Raw genomic sequence first — 18041 nt, forward strand, 5'->3', positions numbered from 1 at the left:
GGGCGAGGAGGCGCGGCGGGCTCGACCGCGTCACCACCGCCTCCTGCGTCCCTCGCACGGGGCGCCCACAACTCAAGAGACCGACGGGCCAGCCACCCTGTCGTACCGCCGAGAGTCATATAGCGGACTCTCCGCCGAAAGGAACCCACAGTGCTCATTGCACAGCGCCCCACCCTCACCGAGGAGAACATCTCGGAGTTCCGCTCGCGTTTCGCGATCGAGCCCCTCGAGCCCGGCTTCGGCTACACCCTCGGCAACTCGCTGCGTCGCACGCTCCTGTCGTCGATCCCCGGCGCGGCCGTCACCAGCATCCGGATCGACGGCGTGCTGCACGAGTTCACGACCGTCCCCGGCGTGAAGGAGGACGTGACCGAGGTCATCCTCAACATCAAGCAGCTCGTCGTCTCGAGCGAGCACGACGAGCCCATCACGGCCTACCTGCGCAAGCAGGGCGCGGGCCAGGTCACGGCCGCCGACATCTCGGCTCCGGCCGGCGTCGAGATCCACAACCCCGAGCTCGTCATCGCCACGCTCAACGACAAGGCGAAGTTCGAGCTCGAGCTGACGATCGAGCGTGGCCGCGGCTACGTCTCGGCCGTGCAGAACCGCGCCGAGTTCAGCGAGGCCGGTCAGATCCCGATCGACTCGATCTACTCGCCCGTCCTCAAGGTCACCTACCGCGTCGAGGCGACTCGTGCCGGTGAGCGCACCGACTTCGACCGCCTCGTCGTCGACGTCGAGACGAAGCCCGCGATCACGCCGCGCGACGCCATCGCGTCGGCCGGTCGCACGCTGACCGAGCTGTTCGGCCTGGCACGCGAGCTCAACACCGCCGCCGAGGGCATCGAGATCGGCCCCGCGCCGGTCGACGCCGTCCTCTCCAGCGAGCTGCAGACGCCGATCGAGGACCTCGACCTGTCGGTGCGCAGCTACAACTGCCTGAAGCGCGAGGGCATCAACACGGTGTCCGAGCTCGTCGCCCTCTCGGAGACGCAGCTCATGAACATCCGCAACTTCGGTCAGAAGTCGGTCGACGAGGTGAAGGACAAGCTCGTCGAGCTGGGTCTCTCGCTCAAGGACACGGTCCCCGGGTTCGACGGAGCCCACTTCTACAGCGGCTACGACGAGGAAGAGACCAACTAGGTCTCGTCTCCCGACGCCCTCCATCTTCGACAGCTAGGAACCAACGATCATGCCCAAGCCCACCAAGGGTCCCCGCCTCGGAGGCGGACCGGCTCACGAGCGTCTGATGCTCGCGAACCTCGCCGCATCGCTCTTCGAGCACAAGAGCATCAAGACGACCGAGACGAAGGCCAAGCGCCTCCGTCCCGTCGCCGAGCGCCTCGTCACCTTCGCGAAGCGGGGCGACCTCGCGTCGCGTCGTCGTGCGATGCAGACGCTGCGCAACAACAAGGACGCCGCGCACATCCTCTTCACCGAGATCGCGCCGCTCGTCGAGAACCGTGAGGGCGGCTACACCCGCATCACGAAGCTCGGCTTCCGCAAGGGCGACAACGCCTCGATGGTGTCGATCGAGCTCGTGCTCGAGCCCGTCACCCCCAAGGTCAAGTCGTCGTCGAGCTCGAAGGCCACGCCGGCCGCCGCGCCCGTCGAGGAGCCCGCCGAGGCCCCCGTCGACGAGACCGAGACGGTCGAGCAGAGCGAGCCCGTCGAGGCCGAGACCGAGACGGCTGCCGCCGACGAGGTCGAGACCGACGCCGCCGCGAAGTCGGACGACGTGAAGTCGGACGACAAGTAGTCACGAGCACCACCGGCAGGGGGCCCGTCACCGCGAGGTGACGGGCCCTCCGTCGTTCTCGGCCCCAGGCCGCCCCGCTGGTGGGGCGTCGTGCCGACAGGCGACGTCCCCCGAACAGGTGTCGTTCACCTAGGCGACACGTGACGGAAACCAGCCGGGCCGGCGGCGCGCCTAGGGTCACAGGGTCCCGTTCTCCCTGCCGAAGGAACTCATGTCACCCCGACCCCGACACACCACCCCGAGGGCGGTCGCCCTGGTGGCCGGTCTCGCCGTCCTGCTCGGTCCTCTCGTCCCCGCCGCCGCCGCCTCCGCGGCTCCCGGCGACGCCGGCGTCGTCATCGCGGAGGTGTACGCCAAGGGCGGCAGCGCGAACGCCCCGTACACGAACAAGTTCGCCGAGCTGTACAACCCGACCACCGCCTCCGTGTCGCTGGCGGGCTGGTCCCTCCAGTACCGCTCCGCGACCGGCACCGGCGCCTTCACCGCGGCGGACCTCTCGGGCGCGATCGCTCCCGGTGGCCACTACCTCGTGCAGATGTCCTCGAACGGCTCCACCGGTGCCGCGCTGCCGACGCCCGACGCGGTCACGACCCTCAACCCGGCCGGCGCGAGCGGCGTGCTGGTCCTGTCGAACGCGGCCACGCCGCTGACGCTGCCCGCCGGCTCCGTGTCGTCCACCACGCCCGGGGTCGTCGACGCCCTCGGCTGGGGCCTGGCGTCGGTGTTCGAGACGAGCGCGGCCGAGCTCGGCTCCGGCAACGGGACCCCCACCTCCTACGTGCGCACCGACTTCGCCGACACCGACGTCAACTCGGCCGACTTCACGCAGCAGTCGCAGGTCACGCCGCAGAACTCCGGGGGAGGCGGCACGACGCCCACCGACCCGGTGCCCGTCCCCGACCCGGTCAGCGAGGCCGACGTCACGATCGCCGAGCTGCAGGGCACGACCGACGTCAGCCCGTGGGCCGGCCTCACCGTGACCACACGCGGCGTCGTCACCGCGACCTACCCGACCGGCGGGCTCAACGGCTACGTCATCCAGACGCCGGGCACCGGCGGCGCGCTCGACCTCGGCACGCACCTCGCTTCCGACGCCGTCTTCGTCTACTCGGCGTCGACCGTCGGCTCGGTCGAGCTGGGCGACCACGTCGAGGTCGTGGGCGGCGTCACGGAGTTCAACGGCCTGACGCAGGTGGTCGTCACCGGCGCCACCTCGCTGACGGTGCTCGACGAGCCCGCCGTCGCCCCGCTGCCGGCGACCCTCGGCTTCCCCGCGACCGACGCGCAGCGCGAGTCGCTCGAGAGCATGCTCGTGCTGCCCCAGGGCGGGTTCACGGTCACCGACACGTACACGACGAACCAGTACGGTGAGGTGAAGCTGGCCGTCGGCGACCGTCCGCTGATCCAGCCGACCGAGGTCGCCCTGCCGGGCAGCGCCGAGGCCGCGGCCGTCGCGGCCGACAACGCCGCGCGCGCCGTCACGCTCGACGACGGGCAGTCGACGGCCTTCTTCACGAACCAGTCGGCGCCCGTGTCGTACCTCTCGAACGAGGACCCGGTGACGGTGGGCGCAGCGGTCGCGTTCACGAAGCCCGTCGTCCTCGAGTACCGGAACGGCGTGTGGAAGTACCAGCCCACCACCACGGTGACGGGCGAGACCCCGTACGCCGACCTCCCGGTCACCTTCGAGGACATCCGGACGGATGCCCCGCTCGAGGTGGGGGGCGACGTGAAGCTGGCCAGCTTCAACGTGTTGAACTACTTCACCACGACGGGCGACTCGATCCCGGGCTGCACGTTCTACCGCGACCGTGCGGGTGCTCCGCTGACGGTGAACAGCGGCTGCGACGCCCGCGGCGCCGCGAACGCCGAGAGCCTGGCACGCCAGCAGGTCAAGATCGTCACGGCGATCAACGCCCTCGGCGCCGACGTGGTCTCGCTCGAGGAGATCGAGAACTCGGCCCGCTTCGGCAAGGACCGCGACGAGGCCCTCCGCATCCTGGTGGCAGCCCTGAACGACGCTGCCGGCGGAGCCGTCTGGGACTACCCGCGCTCGCCCGCGGTCCAGCCGGCGAACCCCGACGTCATCCGTCTGGCCTTCATCTACAAGAAGGCCGTCGTCGAGCCGGTCGGCGAGTCGACCATCCTGGTGGGCTCCGCAGCGTTCAGCAACGCCCGGCAGCCCCTGTCGCAGGCGTTCCGCCCCGTCGGCGGCGACGCCGGGTCGACCTTCGTCGCGATCGCGAACCACTTCAAGTCGAAGAGCGGCGGCACCGGTCCGGACGCCGACGCAGGGGACGGCCAGGGCGGGTCGAACGGCTCGCGCATCAACCAGGCGAACGCCCTGGTCGCCTTCGCCGCCGAGCGTGAGGCCGCGGCCGGCACCGACAAGGTGTTCCTGCTGGGCGACTTCAACGCCTACAGCATGGAGGACCCGATCGAGGTGCTCAGGGCCGCCGGCTACGTCGACCTCGGCTCGACGGAGACGGACGAGTACAGCTACGTGTTCAGCGGGCTCAGCGGCTCGCTCGACCACGTGCTCGCCTCGCCGGCAGCGGCTGAGGTCGTCACGGGCGTGGACATCTGGAACATCAACTCGGGCGAGGGCATCGGCCTGGAGTACAGCCGCTTCAACAACAACGTGAGGCCGCTCTGGCAGCCCGACCAGTTCCGGTCGAGCGACCACGACCCCGTCGTCGTGGGCGTCGACCTGCTCGCCGACGTGATCGAGCCGACCGACCCGACGCAGCCGATCGACCCCGACGCGCCTGCCCAGCCCGGCCCGCCGGCCGACCCGGCGGCGCCCGCAGCCCCCGGCGGCACCGTCCCCGCGGGCCAGGGCTCGACGACCGCCGACGGGCTCGCCTTCACCGGCTCGGACTCCGTCGCGGCGTGGGTCGCGCTGGCGCTCGGGCTGCTGACCGCGGGCGGGACCCTCCTCGTCCGCCGGCGCCGCACCTCCTCGGGGGCCTGACGCCCCTCGCCGATCGACGGCCGCGACACGGGAGACCGTGCCGCGGTCGTCGTCGTCCGCGGGGGAGGGCGACGAGGAGGCGCGCCCCGGTCCCCGTAGGATCGACCCTGTGACGAACGCCCCGGCCCTCGACGACCCGGCCTTCGTGCAGGCGGGCCTGACCCGGGTGCGGCTGACCGTGGCCTACGACGGCACCGCGTTCTCGGGCTGGAGCGAGCAGCCCGGCCGGCGCACGGTCCAGGGCGAGATGGAGGCGGCGCTCCGCACGCTCTTCGGCCGTCACGAGCATGTCCCGACCGTCACGGTCGCCGGCCGCACCGACGCCGGCGTCCACGCGCGCGGCCAGGTGGTGCACCTCGACCTGACGGACGAGCAGATCGCCCAGCTGCAGCGGCCGCACCGCGGCATGGTCGACCGGTCGCCGCTCGACGCCCCGACCGTCCTGGCCCGGCGCCTGAACGGGCTGGCCGGCTCCTCGGACGAGATCGTCGTCTCCGGGGCGCGACTCGCGCCTCCTGGCTTCCACGCGCGCTTCGGCGCGCTCTGGCGGCGCTACGAGTACCGCATCGCCGACCGCGGGGCCGAGCGCGACCCGACGAGGCGCAGCCACACGCTCTGGTACGACCACCTGCTCGACCTCGACCTGATGAGCGCGACGGCCGCGGGCCTCGTGGGGCTGCACGACTGGGCCGCCTACTGCCGGCACCGCGACTACGCGACCACCATCCGCGAGCTCCAGCACTTCACCTGGAGGCGCGACGCCGACGGCGTGCTCGTCGCGACCGTGCAGGCCGACGCCTTCTGCCACAACCTCGTGCGCAACCTCGTCGGCGCCTGCGTCGCGGTGGGGGAGGGCGCGATGCCCGAGCACCGGGCCGTCGGCGTGCGCCGCGAGGCCGCGCGCAACGGCGAGTTCCGCGTGGTCCCGGCGACGGGCCTGACCATGGTCGAGGTGGGCTACCCGCCCGACGACGAGGTCGCGGCGCGCGTCGTGCTCACGCAGGTGAAGAGGTCGGCCGCTAGCCTCGACGGATGAGCGCTCCCCGCCCCGCTGCCCCGTCCGACGTCCCCGAGCTGCTGCGCCTGATCGTCGAGCTCGCGGTCTACGAGGAGGAGCCGGACGCCGTCAAGACGACCGAGGCCGACCTCGAGCGCGCGCTCTTCGGCGAGGCGCCCGCCGTCTTCGCCTTCGTGGTAGACGGCGACGAGCCGGGCGAGCTGGCGGGCCTCGCGATCTGGTTCCTCACCTTCTCGACCTGGGAGGGCGTCCACGGCATCCACCTCGAGGACCTGTACGTCGCGCCGCAGCACCGGGGCGCCGGCCACGGCCGGGCCCTGCTGGCGAGGCTGGCGCAGGAGGCGGTGGCCAGGGGGCTGGCCAGGGTCGAGTGGGCGGTCCTCGACTGGAACGAGCCCTCGATCGGCTTCTACCGGTCGCTCGGCGCCTCGTCGATGGACGAGTGGACCACCTTCCGGCTCGACGGCGACGCGCTCTCCTCGCTCGGTGCCTCCTGACGAGGGAGCGGTCCGCCGGCCGGGTCGGCCGGGCGCGACCGTTTGACGCCTCCGGGCGTGTCGGGTATCGTCGACCCTTGGTGCCTGCGCAACTGCGCGCGGCGCCCGAAGTTGAGCCCTCCACCTGACTCGTTCTCGCGACATCGTCGCGACAACGGCAACGGAGCGGGATTCACGGACACCTCACCTCGACCAGGAAGCAGCACTACTGTGACGCGCACTTTCTCCCCCAAGCCGGCTGACGTCCAGCCGCAGTGGCTGATCATCGACGCGAACGACGTCGTCCTCGGCCGTCTGGCCTCGCACGTGGCAGCCCTGCTGCGCGGCAAGCACAAGGCGACCTTCGCCCCCCACATGGACATGGGCGACTTCGTCATCGTCATCAACGCCGACAAGGTGGCCCTCACCGGCTCCAAGCTGGCCGAGAAGCTCTACTACCGCCACTCGGGCTACCCGGGCGGCCTGACGGCGACGACCTACTCCGAGATGGTCGAGAAGCACCCGACGCGTGCCGTCGAGAAGGCCATCCGCGGCATGCTGCCGAAGAACTCGCTGGGCCGTGCCCAGATCAAGAAGCTGAAGGTGTACGCGGGTGCCGAGCACCCCCACGCTGCTCAGCAGCCCACGGTTTACACCCTCGACCAGGTCGCCCAGTAGCGTCCGCCTTCAGACTTAAGGACCCCCACACAGTGGCTCAGATCGCAGATTCCATCGACCAGGCTCCCGAGAGCTTCACCACCGAGAGCTCGGCTCCCGAGGCCCAGGCGACGCCCCGCGCCGTCCTGAACGTCTCCGGCTCGGCCGTCGGCCGCCGCAAGGAGGCCATCGCCCGTGCGCGCCTCGTGCCCGGCACCGGCACCTTCGTGGTCAACGGACGCACCCTCGAGGAGTACTTCCCGAACAAGCTGCACCAGCAGCTGATCAACGACCCGTTCAAGGTGCTCGACCTGCTCGGCGCCTACGACGTCACCGTCAAGGTCACCGGCGGCGGCCCCTCGGGCCAGGCGGGCGCCCTGCGTCTCGCCATCGCCCGCACGCTGAACGAGATCGACCGCGAGAACAACCGCGCCACGCTCAAGAAGGCCGGCTTCCTCACCCGCGACGCCCGCGTCATCGAGCGCAAGAAGGCCGGTCTCAAGAAGGCCCGCAAGGCCTCGCAGTTCTCGAAGCGCTAAGAACCACGAGGGGCAGGTCCGCGATGTCGCGACTCTTCGGTACCGACGGCGTTCGGGGACTTGCCAACCGTGAGCTGACCGCCGCGCTCGCCCTGGGCCTCGCCCAGGCGAGCGCGGTGGTGCTCACCAAGGGACACCACGCCGAGGCGCGTCGTGCCGAGGGCCGACGGCCGGTGGCCGTCGTCGCTCGTGACCCCCGCATCTCGGGGGAGTTCATCACCGCCGCCGTCTCGGCGGGCCTGGCCAGCTCCGGCGTCGACGTGCTCGACGCAGGGGTCATCCCGACCCCCGCGGCGGCGTTCCTCGTCGACGACATCGGCGCCGACTTCGGCGTGATGATCAGCGCCTCGCACAACCCCGCGCCCGACAACGGGATCAAGTTCTTCGCGTTCGGCGGCACGAAGCTGCCCGACGAGGTCGAGGACCGCATCGAGGCCGCCATGAGCGAGCCGCAGCTGATGCCGGTCGGCGGCGACGTCGGTCGCATCCGCCGGTTCGCCGACGCCGAGGACAGGTACGTCCTCCATCTCCTCGGCGCCCTGCCGAACCGGCTCGACGGCATCCACGTCGTGCTCGACTGCGCCCACGGCGCGGCGTCGGCCGTGTCGCCCGAGGTCTTCACCGACGCCGGCGCCAGGATCACCCTGATCGGGGCCGACCCCGACGGCATGAACATCAACGACGGCGTGGGCTCGACCCACCTCGACAACCTGGCCGCCGCCGTGCTCGAGCACGGCGCCGACGTCGGCATCGCCCACGACGGCGACTCCGACCGGTGCCTCGCGGTCGACGCCACCGGCGCGGTCGTCGACGGCGACCAGATCATGGCGATCATCGCCGTCGCCCAGAAGGAACACGGCAAGCTGGCGAAGGACACGCTCGTCGCCACGGTCATGAGCAACCTCGGGCTCATCCGGGCCATGGGCGACCACGGCATCACCGTCCGCCAGACGCGCGTCGGCGACCGCTACGTGCTCGAGGACATGAACGAGCACGGCTTCACGCTCGGCGGCGAGCAGTCCGGCCACATCGTCTTCAGCGACTACGCGACGACCGGCGACGGCATCCTCACGGGCCTCTCGCTCGTGGCGCGCATGGCCGAGACCGGCAAGACCCTCGCCGAGCTGGCCCAGGTCATGACGGTCTTCCCCCAGATCCTGATCAACGTGAAGGGCGTCGACCGCGAGCGCCTGGCGGGCGACGAGGGCGTCGCCGAGGCCGTCGCCGCCTTCGAGCGCGAGCTCGGCGACTCGGGTCGCGTGCTGCTCCGCCCGTCGGGCACGGAGCCCGTCGTCCGGGTCATGGTCGAGGCCGCCGACCAGGAGACCGCCGACCGCGTCGCGCACGCGCTCGCCGACGTCGTCCGCGAGCGGCTCGCCCTCTAGCGACCGCTCGGACGGCACGCGCATCGTGCCGCGCCACCGCTGGTCGGGCACGATGGGCGCATGACGTTCCTCGTGCCGGCCGCCGTCTTCGGGATCCTCTACGTCGTGAGCCGGCGCCGCGACGCCCGGCGGCTGCGCAACGGGGTCTTCCTCGTCGGGGCGCTCGGTTCGCTGTTGCTCGCAGGGGTGCTCGAGCTGGCGGCCGCCAGCGCGCTGCTCCAGCTGGTCGTCTTCCTCGGCTTCGGGCTCGCGGGCGTCCTGATCCTCGTCCTGGCCGTGTTCCTGGTGGCCAACGGGGTCACGATGCTGCGCCTCGAGGGGCGCAGCCTCGGCAACCTGCTGTCGCTGCTGGCCGGGCTGGCACTGGTCGCCCTGCCGACCGCCGCCGTGCTGCTCGTCTTCCTCCCCGCGAGGACGGCGCTGCCGTCGGGCCTCGTCACGGTGCTCGTGTCGCTCGGCGTCCTCGTCTTCCTGGCCTGCCTCTACGCCGCCGCCACCTTCGCGGCCTTCGGGCTCTACTCGCTCGTCTACAGCCGGTACCGCCACACGGACCGTCCCGACGCGCTGGTCGTGCTCGGCTCCGGGCTCATCCGCGGCGAGGTGCCCCCGCTGCTGCGCAGCCGGCTCGACAAGGCCCTCGCGATCTACCGGTCGGTGCCGGTCGGCACGGCGCGACCGATCCTGGTGCCGTCCGGCGGGCAGGGCTCCGACGAGCCGCGGCCGGAGGGCGAGGCCATGGCCGAGTACCTGCTGGCCCAGGGAGCCGACCCGGCCGACGTGCACCCCGAGACCGCGTCCACCAGCACCCGCGAGAACCTCGTGCTCTCGCGCGAGGTGCAGCACGCGGCAGGTCGCGGGGGCAGCACGCTCGTCGTCACCAACGACTACCACGTGCTCCGTGCCGCCCTGCTCGCCAGGGCGGTCGGCAGCGACGCCCAGGTGGTCGGCTCGCCGACGGCCGCGTACTACGTGCCGAGCGCCTTCCTCCGCGAGTACGTGGCCATCATGGTCGAGCACGAGCGCCTCAACGCGGTCGCGATCGGCGCCGTCGTGGCCTTCGTCGCGTTGCTGACCGTGGTGTCGTTCCTGCCGGTGTGACGACCGGCGGCGGGCCAGGTTGCCGGCCCGCGCCTCCTCGGGCCTAGATCTTGCGGAGCAGGACCGAGCTGACCTTGTGGTCGGCGGCCTTGCGGAGCACGAGCGTGGCGCGCGACCGCGTCGGGAGGACGTTCTCGATCAGGTTGGGCTCGTTCACCGAGCGCCACACGGTCGAGGCGAAGGCCCTGGCCTCGGCCTCGTCCATGTCGGCGAACCGGTGGAAGAACGAGCGCTCCTGCGTGAAGGCGCTCTTCTGCAGCGCGAGGAACCGGTCGACGAACCAGCTCTCGATGTCGCTCGTGCGGGCGTCGACGTAGACGGTGAAGTCGAAGAGGTCGCTCAGCGCGAGCCGCCCCGCGACGGGGGGCTGCAGCACGTTGAGGCCCTCGACGATCAGGATGTCGGGCCGCCGCACGACCACCTCGGCCCCCGGCATGATGTCGTAGCTCGTGTGCGAGTAGAAGGGCGCCCGCACCTCTTCTGCACCGCTCTTGACCTGCGAGACGAAGCGAAGCAGGTGCCGGCGGTCGTACGACTCGGGGAACCCCTTGCGGTCCATGATGCCGCGGCGCTCGAGCTCGGCGTTCGGGTAGAGGAACCCGTCGGTGGTGACGAGCTCGACGCGGGGCGTGTCGTCCCAGCGGCTCAGGAGCTCGCGCAGGAGGCGCGCGACGGTCGACTTGCCGACGGCCACCGAGCCCGCGACGCCGATCACGAACGGGGTGCGCTGCGCCCGCTCGCCCAGGAAGTCGCTGGTGGCCCGGTGCAGGTTGCGTGCGCCGGCGGCGTAGAGGTTGAGGAGGCGGCTGAGCGGCACGTAGACGTCCTGCACCTCGCGCATGTCCAGCCGGTCGCCGAGGCCGCGGAGCTGCACGATCTCCGTCTCGGTCAGCGGGAGGCGCGTCGCCGGGGCGAGGTCGGCCCAGGCGTCGCGGTGGATCTCGACGAACGGCGTCGCGTGGGTCGTCGGGGAGCTCGCGTCGGCCATGGGCCCGAGGCTACCCGGTCAGCCGCTCGGCGCACGCGGGCGTGCACCGGGGCCGACCGTGCCGTCTCGTGGGGGCTCGTCGGGTCGTCTCGCGACGCCTCGCCGGGCCACGCCCGGGGGCCTCGCCGACCGACCAGTGCCGACGCCCTAGGATCGTCTGCATGTGTGGAATCGTGGGATACGTGGGCTCTGCCGGAGCCGGTGAGAAGAGCGTCGAGGTGCTGCTGGGCGGCCTGAAGCGGCTCGAGTACCGCGGCTACGACTCGGCCGGGGTCGCGGTGATCGGCGCGGACGGCGCGCTCGACAGCCGCAAGAAGGCCGGCAAGCTCCAGGTGCTGGTCGACGACCTCGAGGCCGACCCCCTGCGCGACGGCCAGACCGGCATCGGCCACACCCGCTGGGCGACGCACGGCGGCCCGACCGACGAGAACGCGCACCCGCACCTCGCCGACGACGGCAAGCTGGCGCTCATCCACAACGGCATCATCGAGAACTTCTCCGAGCTCAAGGCCGAGCTGCTCGCCGAGGGCGTCGAGTTCCTCAGCGAGACCGACTCCGAGGTCGCGGCGCACCTCGTGGCCCGCGCCTACCGCGCCACCGGCGACCTGGCCGAGGCCCTGCGCACCGTCGTCGCCACCCTCGACGGCGCCTTCACCCTGCTCGTCGTGCACGCGGACCAGCCGGGCGTCGTCGTCGGGGCCCGCCGCAACTCGCCGCTCGTGATCGGGCTCGGCGACGGCGAGAACTTCCTCGGCAGCGACGTCGCGGCGTTCGTCGCGCACACCCGTCGCGCCATGTCGATCGGCCAGGACCAGCTGGTCACCATCCGCCCCGACTCGGTCGAGGTCGTCGACTTCGACGGCGCACCCGTCGAGACGAGCGAGTTCGAGATCGACTGGGACGCCTCGGCCGCCGACAAGGGCGGCTGGTCCAGCTTCATGGCGAAGGAGATCAGCGAGGAGCCCGAGGCCGTCGCGAAGACCCTGCTCGGCCGCGTGTCGGGCGGCGTCGTCTCCCTCCGCGAGCTCGACGGCGTCGCCGACCGGCTCGCGACGGTGGACCGCGTCATCGTCATCGCCTGCGGCACCGCCGCCTACGCCGGCATCCTCGGCAAGTACGCCATCGAGCAGTGGGCCCGCGTGCCCGTCGAGGTCGAGCTCGCCCACGAGTTCCGCTACCGCGACCCCGTGCTCGACGGGAAGACGCTGGTCGTCTCGATCAGCCAGTCCGGCGAGACCATGGACACGCTCATGGCCGTCAAGTACGCCCGTGAGCAGGGCGCGCAGGTCCTGTCGATCTGCAACACGCAGGGCTCGACCATCCCGCGCGAGTCCGACGCGGTCATCTACACGCACGCCGGCCCCGAGGTCGCCGTCGCGTCGACCAAGGCGTTCGTCGCCCAGGGCACGGCCCTGTTCCTGCTCGGGCTGCACCTCGCGAAGCTGCGCGGCACGCTCAGCACCGACGAGATCGCCGCGCAGGTCACCGACCTCCAGGCCATCCCGGAGAAGATCGAGCGCGTGCTCGAGTCGTCCGAGCGCATCCGCACCCTGGCGGGCTGGATGGCCGACACGCGGTCGGTGCTGTTCCTCGGCCGCCACGTGGGCTACCCGATCGCCCTCGAGGGCGCACTCAAGCTCAAGGAGCTCGCGTACATCCACGCCGAGGGCTTCGCCGCCGGCGAGCTGAAGCACGGCCCGATCGCGCTGATCGAGCCCGGCCAGATCGTCTTCGTGATCGTGCCGTCGCCCCGCGACCCGCGCTCGCTGCACCCGAAGGTCGTCTCGAACATCCAGGAGATCCGCGCCCGAGGTGCCCGCGTCATCGCGATCGCCGAGGAGGGCGACGCCGCGGTGCTGCCCTTCGCCGACGAGGTGCTGCACATCCCGCTCGCCGCGCCGCTCTTCGAGTCGTTGCTCGCCGTCGTGCCGTTGCACGTCTTCGGGATGGAGCTCGCCGCGGCCAAGGGCCTGGACGTCGACCAGCCGCGCAACCTCGCCAAGTCGGTCACCGTCGAGTAGCGGGCCGCCGATGACGCACCCCCGCAGATCGTGATCGTGGGCATCGGGGTCGACGTGGTCGACCTGGACCGCTTCGAGGGCTCGCTCGACCGCACGCCGGCCCTGCGCACCCGCCTGTTCGGCGAGGCCGAGCTGGTGCTGCGTGACGGCTCGCCCCGTCGCGTCGAGTCGCTGGCGGCCCGCTTCGCCGCCAAGGAGGCGCTCATCAAGGCCCTGGGCGGCTCGGCCGGGGTGCGCTGGCACGACGTCGTCGTCGAGTCGGACCCCGACGGGGCGCCGAGCCTCGTGCTCGCCGGGGGAGCGCGGTCGCTGGCCGACTCGCGGGGCGTGACGCGCCTCCACCTGTCGCTCAGCCACGACGGCGGCGTCGCCGTCGCGTACGTCGTCGCCGAGGGGCCCGAGCCCGGCCAGGAGCCGTCGGCGCGCTCGGCGCGCTCGTCGGACGAGGAGGCGGTGGTCGCGTGACGCAGGACGTCCGGCTCGCCGTCGACACGGCGGCCCTCGCCCACAACGTCGGGGTGCTCCGCGAGAGGGCGGGCTCCGCCCTCGTGATGGTCGTCGTCAAGGCGAACGCCTACGGGCACGGCGCCGTCGAGAGCGCCCGGGCCTTCGCCGCCGCCGGCGTCGACTGGCTCGGCGTCGCCGACCTCGACGAGGCCCTCGAGCTCCGCCGCGCGGGCATCACGACGCCGGTGCTCGCCTGGCTGCACGCGCCCGGCGAGACGTTCGAGCAGGCGGCCCGGCACGACGTGACGCCCGCGGTCTCCGACCTCGCGCAGCTCGAGGCGGCCGCGGCGGCGGGCGTCCGCGCCGTCCACCTCTGCGTCGACACCGGGCTCAGCCGCAACGGGGCCGTCGAGTCCGAGTGGCCCGCCCTGTTCGACCGGGCCGCCGAGCTGCGCGACGTGCTGCCCGTCGAGGGGCTGATGAGCCACCTCTCGAACACGTCGCCCGAGGAGGACGGGCTGCAGCTCGCCTCCTTCCTCCGTGCCTCCGCCGCCCTCGGCGAGCGGGGCGTCGAGCCGCCGCTCCGGCACCTCGCGGCGTCGGCGGCGGCCCTGCACTACGAGGGCTCCCACACCACGATGGTGCGTCTCGGGCTGGCGGCCTACGGACTGAGCCCGTTCCCCGACCGCACCTCGGCAGACCTGGGTCTCCGGCCTGCCCTGACGATGACGGCGCCCGTGACGTCGACCAAGCGCGTCCCCGCCGGCGAGGGCGTCTCGTACGGGTACCTGTTCCGGCCCGAGCGCGACACCACCATCGCCGTCGTCCCGGTCGGCTACTCGGACGGGATCGACCGCGCCGCGAGCGACCGCGCGTCGGTGACGATCGGCCAGCGCACCTACCGCGTGCGCGGGCGCATCGCCATGAACGCCCTCGTGATCGACGTCGGAGACGACCCGGTCGAGGTCGGCGACGAGGTCGTCGTGTTCGGCGACCCGGCGCTCGGGCGACAGGGCGCCGACGACTGGGCCCGCGCCTCCGGCAGCATCACCTGGGACGTCGTCGCCTCGCTCTCCGCACGACTCCCGAGGAGCACCGCATGACGGCCTGGATGCGCCGCGCGACGATCGACCTGGCCGCCTACCGGGCGAACCTGACCTCGCTGATCGAGCGCATGGCGCCGGTCGAGGTGCTCGCGATCGTCAAGGCCGACGCCTACTCGCTGGGCGCCGAGGTGATCGTGCCCGAGGCGCTCGCCGCCGGGATCCGCTGGTTCGGCACGGTCGAGCCGCAGCCCGCGTACGAGATGCGCCGGGCGGGCGTCGGCGACGAGGCGTCGTTCTTCGCCTGGCAGCTCGGCCCCGACGAGGACTGGGACGCCGCCGTGCGGCTCCGGGTCGACCTCGGGGTCTCGACCCTCGAGCAGCTCGAGTCGTTCGCCGCCGCCGCCCGGGCGGCGGGCCCGGACCACGAGGCCCTCGTCCACCTCACGATCGACACCGGGCTGCACCGCGAGGGCTGCCTGCCCGCCGACTGGCCCGCCTTCGTCGCGCGCGCCGTCGAGCTGCGCGACGAGGGCACGGTGCGGCTGCGCGGCGCGTTCTCGCACGTGTCCGAGACGAGCGAGGCCGACGACCACGCCGCCTCCCTCGTGTTCCGCAGGGCGCTCGAGGACGCGGAGGCGCTGGGCGCGACGTTCGAGAAGCGCCACATGTCGTCGAGCTCGGCGGGCATGGAGCACCCCGAGCGGCGCTTCGACATGGTCCGCATGGGCTCGAACGGCTACGGCAACCCCGTCACGGAGGGCGTGACCGCCGCCGACCGCGGGCTCCGCCCCGTGCTGACCCTCGGCGCCCGCGTGGTGCGCGTCAAGCGCGTCGCGGCCGGCACCGGCGTCTCGTACGACTACACCTGGCGGGCCGAGCGCGACACCACGCTCGCCCTCGTGCCCCTGGGCTACGCCGACGGCGTGAGCCGGCGTGCGCAGCAGCGGGCACAGGTGACGATCCACGGCCGGCGGTACCCGATCGTAGGCCGCGTCGCGATGGACCAGTTCCTCGTCGACGTCGGCGACGACGAGGTCGAGGTCGGCGACGAGGTGCTGCTCTTCGGCCCCGGCGACGACGGCGAGCTCACCATCGGCGAGTGGGCCGACCTGACCGACAGCATCCCGGAGGAGGTCTCCTGCCGCATCGGCGCGCGCGTGCCGCGGCACTACCTCGGCAGGACCGGCGGGGGAGTCGACTCTGGTGCGACCGCGACGGCGCCCGACGGGGCGGCCGCCGGGGCGTCCTCGTGACCGTGCCGCCGCCTCCTGCGGGCCGGGTGCTGTTCGCCGGCGACCTCGCCGACACCGAGGCGACGGAGGCGCTCGGCCGCCGGCTCGCCGGGCTGCTGCGGGCCGGCGACCTGCTGGTGCTGACGGGGCCGCTGGGCGCCGGCAAGACCACGCTGACCCGCGGCCTCGGCGCCGGGCTGCAGGTGCGCGGCCAGGTGGCGAGCCCCACGTTCGTCCTCGCGCGCACGCACCCGACGGCCTCGGGCGTGCCGCTCGTGCACGTCGACGCGTACCGGCTGGGCGGCGCCGACGAGCTCGACGACCTCGACCTCGACTACGAGGGGGCGGTCGTCGTCGTCGAGTGGGGCGCCGGGCTGCTCGACGGCGTGGCGGAGTCGTGGCTCGACGTCGTGATCGAGCGCCCGACGGGAGCGGGAGGCGGGCACGGCGACGACGGCCGCGACCCCGAGGGCCTCCCCGACCCCGACGGCCTCGCCGATTCCGACTCCGACACCGACCCCGACGACGTCGCCGACGAGCCGCGCCGCCTGACGATCACGGCGCACGGCCCGCGCTGGGAGGGCGTCCGGCTCACGACCGGCTGAACCGCTGCTCCCCCACGACGCCGAGCAGCCCGAGCGCCTCGGCGGCGCCCGACCCGGGCACGGGGGTGAGCACGAGCAGCACCTGCGACTGGTCCTCGGTGAAGAGCGCCTGGCAGTGCACCTCGATCTCGCCGACCTCGGGGTGCCGCAGGGTCTTGTGCTCGTCGAAGCGGCTGCCCACCTCCTGCAGGTCCCAGTAGCGACGGAACTCGTCGCTCGACGCGAGGAGGCTCGCCACGACGCGCGCCGCCAGCGGGTCGGGATCGGGCATCGACGCGGCGACGCGCAGCTGCGCGACCTGGAGCCGGCCCTGGTGCTCGTGGTCGTGCTCCGGGTACTGGCCGCGCGCCTCCGGGTGGGCGAACCAGCGGTGGATGCCGCTGCGGTCGAGGCCGGTCCAGCCGAGCCCGTCGCCGAAGACCGCGGCGGCGAGCCGGTTCTGCGCCAGGGTCTCGCCGAGCTCGGTGATGACGAGGGCAGGAGTGTCGTCGAGGCGGTCGAGCACGCGCATCAGGCCGGGGCTCACGTGCGGAGAGCGGCGTGCGCGGCGGGGAGCCTCGTGGCCGGCGAGGCGGAACAGGTGGTCGCGCTCGTCGAGGTCGAGGCGCAGCCCGCGGGCGATGGCCGTGAGCATCTGGTCGGAGGGCTGCGGCCCCCGGCGCTGCTCGAGGCGGGCCCAGTAGTCGGACGACATGCCGACCACCGCGGCGATCTCCTCGCGCCGCAGGCCGGCGGTGCGACGACGGGCGCCGGCGGGCAGGCCGACGTCGGAGGGCTGCAGCGCCTCGCGGCGTGCGCGGAGGAACTCGGCGAGTCCGGGACGGTCCATGGGGCCATCCTCGCCCCTGGCGGCGGCGCGGACCAGGGACCGGCGCTCCCCCGATGGGCGCTCCCTTCCCGGACAGGGAGGCGCGGCGCAGGCTGGGCTGCGACGGGGCCCCGGGCCCCGACGCCGCCGGACGACACCGACGGGCCGCACGACCGAGGAGACACCATGAAGACCACCGGGAACACCGTCCTGATCACCGGCGCCACGTCCGGGATCGGCCTCGGCCTCGCCGAGCGCCTGAGCGCCCGTGGCGACACCGTCATCGTCGCGGGACGCCGCCGTGCGCTGCTCGACGAGATCGTCGCGACGCACCCCGGCGTGCACGCGGTCGAGCTCGACGTCGCCGACCCCGAGTCGATCCGCTCGGCCTTCGAGACGGTCACCCGCGACCACCCCGACCTCGACGTCGTCGTGACGATGGCGGGCATCATGCTCCCCGAGGACCTCCGTGACCCCGGGCACCTCGACGTCGCCGAGTCGATCGTCACGACGAACCTGCTCGGCACGATCCGCACGGCGGCCGCGTTCGGCCCCTGGCTCGCGGCCAAGCCGGACGGCGTGCTGATGACCGTCTCGTCGGGCCTGGCGTTCGTGCCCCTGCCCGTGACGCCGACCTACTCCGCCACGAAGGCCGCGGTGCACTCGTTCACCCAGAGCCTCCGCGTGCAGTGGGCCGACACGCCCCTCCAGGTCGTCGAGCTCGTGCCGCCGGCCGTGCAGACGACGCTCATGGGCCAGCAGGACGACGAGTCGGCCATGCCGCTCGAGGAGTTCCTCGACGAGACCGTGCGGATCCTCGAGCAGCAGCCCGACGTCGAGGAGGTGCTCGTGCAGCGCGTGCGGTTCCTCCGCGACGCCGAGGCCGAGGGGCGCCACGCTGACGTGCTCGACCTCCTCTCGCAGCACCGCTGACCTGCCCGTCCCGGTCGAGCCGAGGAGGCGCGGGCCGCGTCGGCGGCACCGCCTA

General features: G+C 72.7%; 17 protein-coding genes. 15 read left to right on the top strand and 2 right to left on the bottom strand.

Annotation, left to right across the window (positions count from 1 at the left end):
* The first annotated feature begins 150 nt into the window (after positions 1–150).
* The 9 genes from IFT90_RS01905 (at position 151) to IFT90_RS01945 (ending at position 9906) form a co-directional block, all read left to right on the top strand.
* A complete protein-coding gene (locus IFT90_RS01905) occupies positions 151–1143 on the top strand; it encodes a DNA-directed RNA polymerase subunit alpha (protein ID WP_123547705.1) in 993 nt (330 codons plus the stop codon).
* 49 nt (positions 1144–1192) lie between these two features.
* A complete protein-coding gene (gene rplQ / locus IFT90_RS01910; RefSeq protein WP_192040734.1) occupies positions 1193–1759 on the top strand; it encodes a 50S ribosomal protein L17 in 567 nt (188 codons plus the stop codon).
* Between the two features lie 211 nt (positions 1760–1970).
* On the top strand, positions 1971–4733 hold the full coding sequence (locus IFT90_RS01915) for an ExeM/NucH family extracellular endonuclease (protein ID WP_192040735.1): 2763 nt from the start codon (positions 1971–1973) through the stop codon (positions 4731–4733).
* A gap of 109 nt (positions 4734–4842) precedes the next feature.
* Entirely contained in the window at positions 4843–5769 is a 927-nt protein-coding gene (locus tag IFT90_RS01920; RefSeq protein ID WP_371741016.1) for a tRNA pseudouridine(38-40) synthase TruA, read from the top strand.
* A complete protein-coding gene (locus IFT90_RS01925) occupies positions 5766–6248 on the top strand; it encodes a GNAT family N-acetyltransferase (protein WP_192040736.1) in 483 nt (160 codons plus the stop codon). The genes IFT90_RS01920 and IFT90_RS01925 overlap by 4 nt, the downstream gene beginning before the upstream one ends.
* A 210-nt stretch (positions 6249–6458) precedes the next feature.
* Complete coding sequence (gene rplM / locus IFT90_RS01930; protein ID WP_146902850.1) at positions 6459–6905, top strand: 50S ribosomal protein L13; 447 nt, start codon at positions 6459–6461, stop codon at positions 6903–6905.
* Positions 6906–6937: 32 nt separating this feature from the next.
* Positions 6938–7423 carry a 30S ribosomal protein S9 gene (gene rpsI / locus IFT90_RS01935; RefSeq protein WP_123547710.1) on the top strand — a complete coding sequence of 162 codons (486 nt, stop codon included), beginning with the start codon at positions 6938–6940 and terminating at the stop codon, positions 7421–7423.
* Between the two features lie 23 nt (positions 7424–7446).
* Entirely contained in the window at positions 7447–8808 is a 1362-nt protein-coding gene (gene glmM / locus IFT90_RS01940) for a phosphoglucosamine mutase (protein WP_192040737.1), read from the top strand.
* Between the two features lie 60 nt (positions 8809–8868).
* Entirely contained in the window at positions 8869–9906 is a 1038-nt protein-coding gene (locus IFT90_RS01945; protein ID WP_192040738.1) for a YdcF family protein, read from the top strand.
* 43 nt (positions 9907–9949) lie between these two features.
* Here IFT90_RS01945 and coaA read toward each other — a convergent pair whose 3' ends face one another.
* Complete coding sequence (gene coaA, locus IFT90_RS01950; protein WP_123547713.1) at positions 9950–10894, bottom strand: type I pantothenate kinase; 945 nt, start codon at positions 10892–10894, stop codon at positions 9950–9952.
* Between the two features lie 161 nt (positions 10895–11055).
* Between coaA and glmS the strand changes: the two genes are divergently transcribed.
* From glmS to tsaE, 5 genes are read left to right on the top strand one after another with little or no spacing between them, the layout of a single operon-like run.
* Positions 11056–12915 (top strand): glutamine--fructose-6-phosphate transaminase (isomerizing), encoded by a 1860-nt coding sequence (glmS, locus tag IFT90_RS01955; protein WP_192040739.1) that lies wholly within the window; start codon positions 11056–11058, stop codon positions 12913–12915.
* Between the two features lie 30 nt (positions 12916–12945).
* Positions 12946–13380 carry a holo-ACP synthase gene (locus IFT90_RS01960; RefSeq protein WP_192040740.1) on the top strand — a complete coding sequence of 145 codons (435 nt, stop codon included), beginning with the start codon at positions 12946–12948 and terminating at the stop codon, positions 13378–13380.
* Positions 13377–14465, top strand: a complete 1089-nt coding sequence (gene alr / locus IFT90_RS01965) for an alanine racemase (protein WP_192040741.1) — start codon at positions 13377–13379, stop codon at positions 14463–14465. Before IFT90_RS01960 ends, alr (IFT90_RS01965) begins: the two co-directional genes overlap by 4 nt.
* Entirely contained in the window at positions 14462–15661 is a 1200-nt protein-coding gene (gene alr / locus IFT90_RS01970) for an alanine racemase (protein WP_192040742.1), read from the top strand. The genes alr (IFT90_RS01965) and alr (IFT90_RS01970) overlap by 4 nt, the downstream gene beginning before the upstream one ends.
* 2 nt (positions 15662–15663) lie before the next feature.
* Positions 15664–16245, top strand: coding sequence for a tRNA (adenosine(37)-N6)-threonylcarbamoyltransferase complex ATPase subunit type 1 TsaE (gene tsaE, locus IFT90_RS01975; RefSeq protein ID WP_371812135.1), 582 nt, complete (start codon positions 15664–15666; stop codon positions 16243–16245).
* Here tsaE and IFT90_RS01980 read toward each other — a convergent pair.
* Complete coding sequence (locus tag IFT90_RS01980; protein ID WP_192040743.1) at positions 16232–17074, bottom strand: helix-turn-helix transcriptional regulator; 843 nt, start codon at positions 17072–17074, stop codon at positions 16232–16234. The genes tsaE and IFT90_RS01980 overlap by 14 nt on opposite strands.
* 165 nt (positions 17075–17239) lie before the next feature.
* Between IFT90_RS01980 and IFT90_RS01985 the strand changes: the two genes are divergently transcribed.
* Positions 17240–17986: an SDR family oxidoreductase gene (locus IFT90_RS01985; protein WP_192040744.1), complete on the top strand. Its 747-nt coding sequence runs from the start codon at positions 17240–17242 to the stop codon at positions 17984–17986.
* Positions 17987–18041: the final 55 nt, after the last annotated feature.

The organism is Frigoribacterium sp. CFBP 8766 (assembly GCF_014841435.1).
Taxonomy (GTDB): Bacteria; Actinomycetota; Actinomycetes; order Actinomycetales; family Microbacteriaceae; genus Frigoribacterium.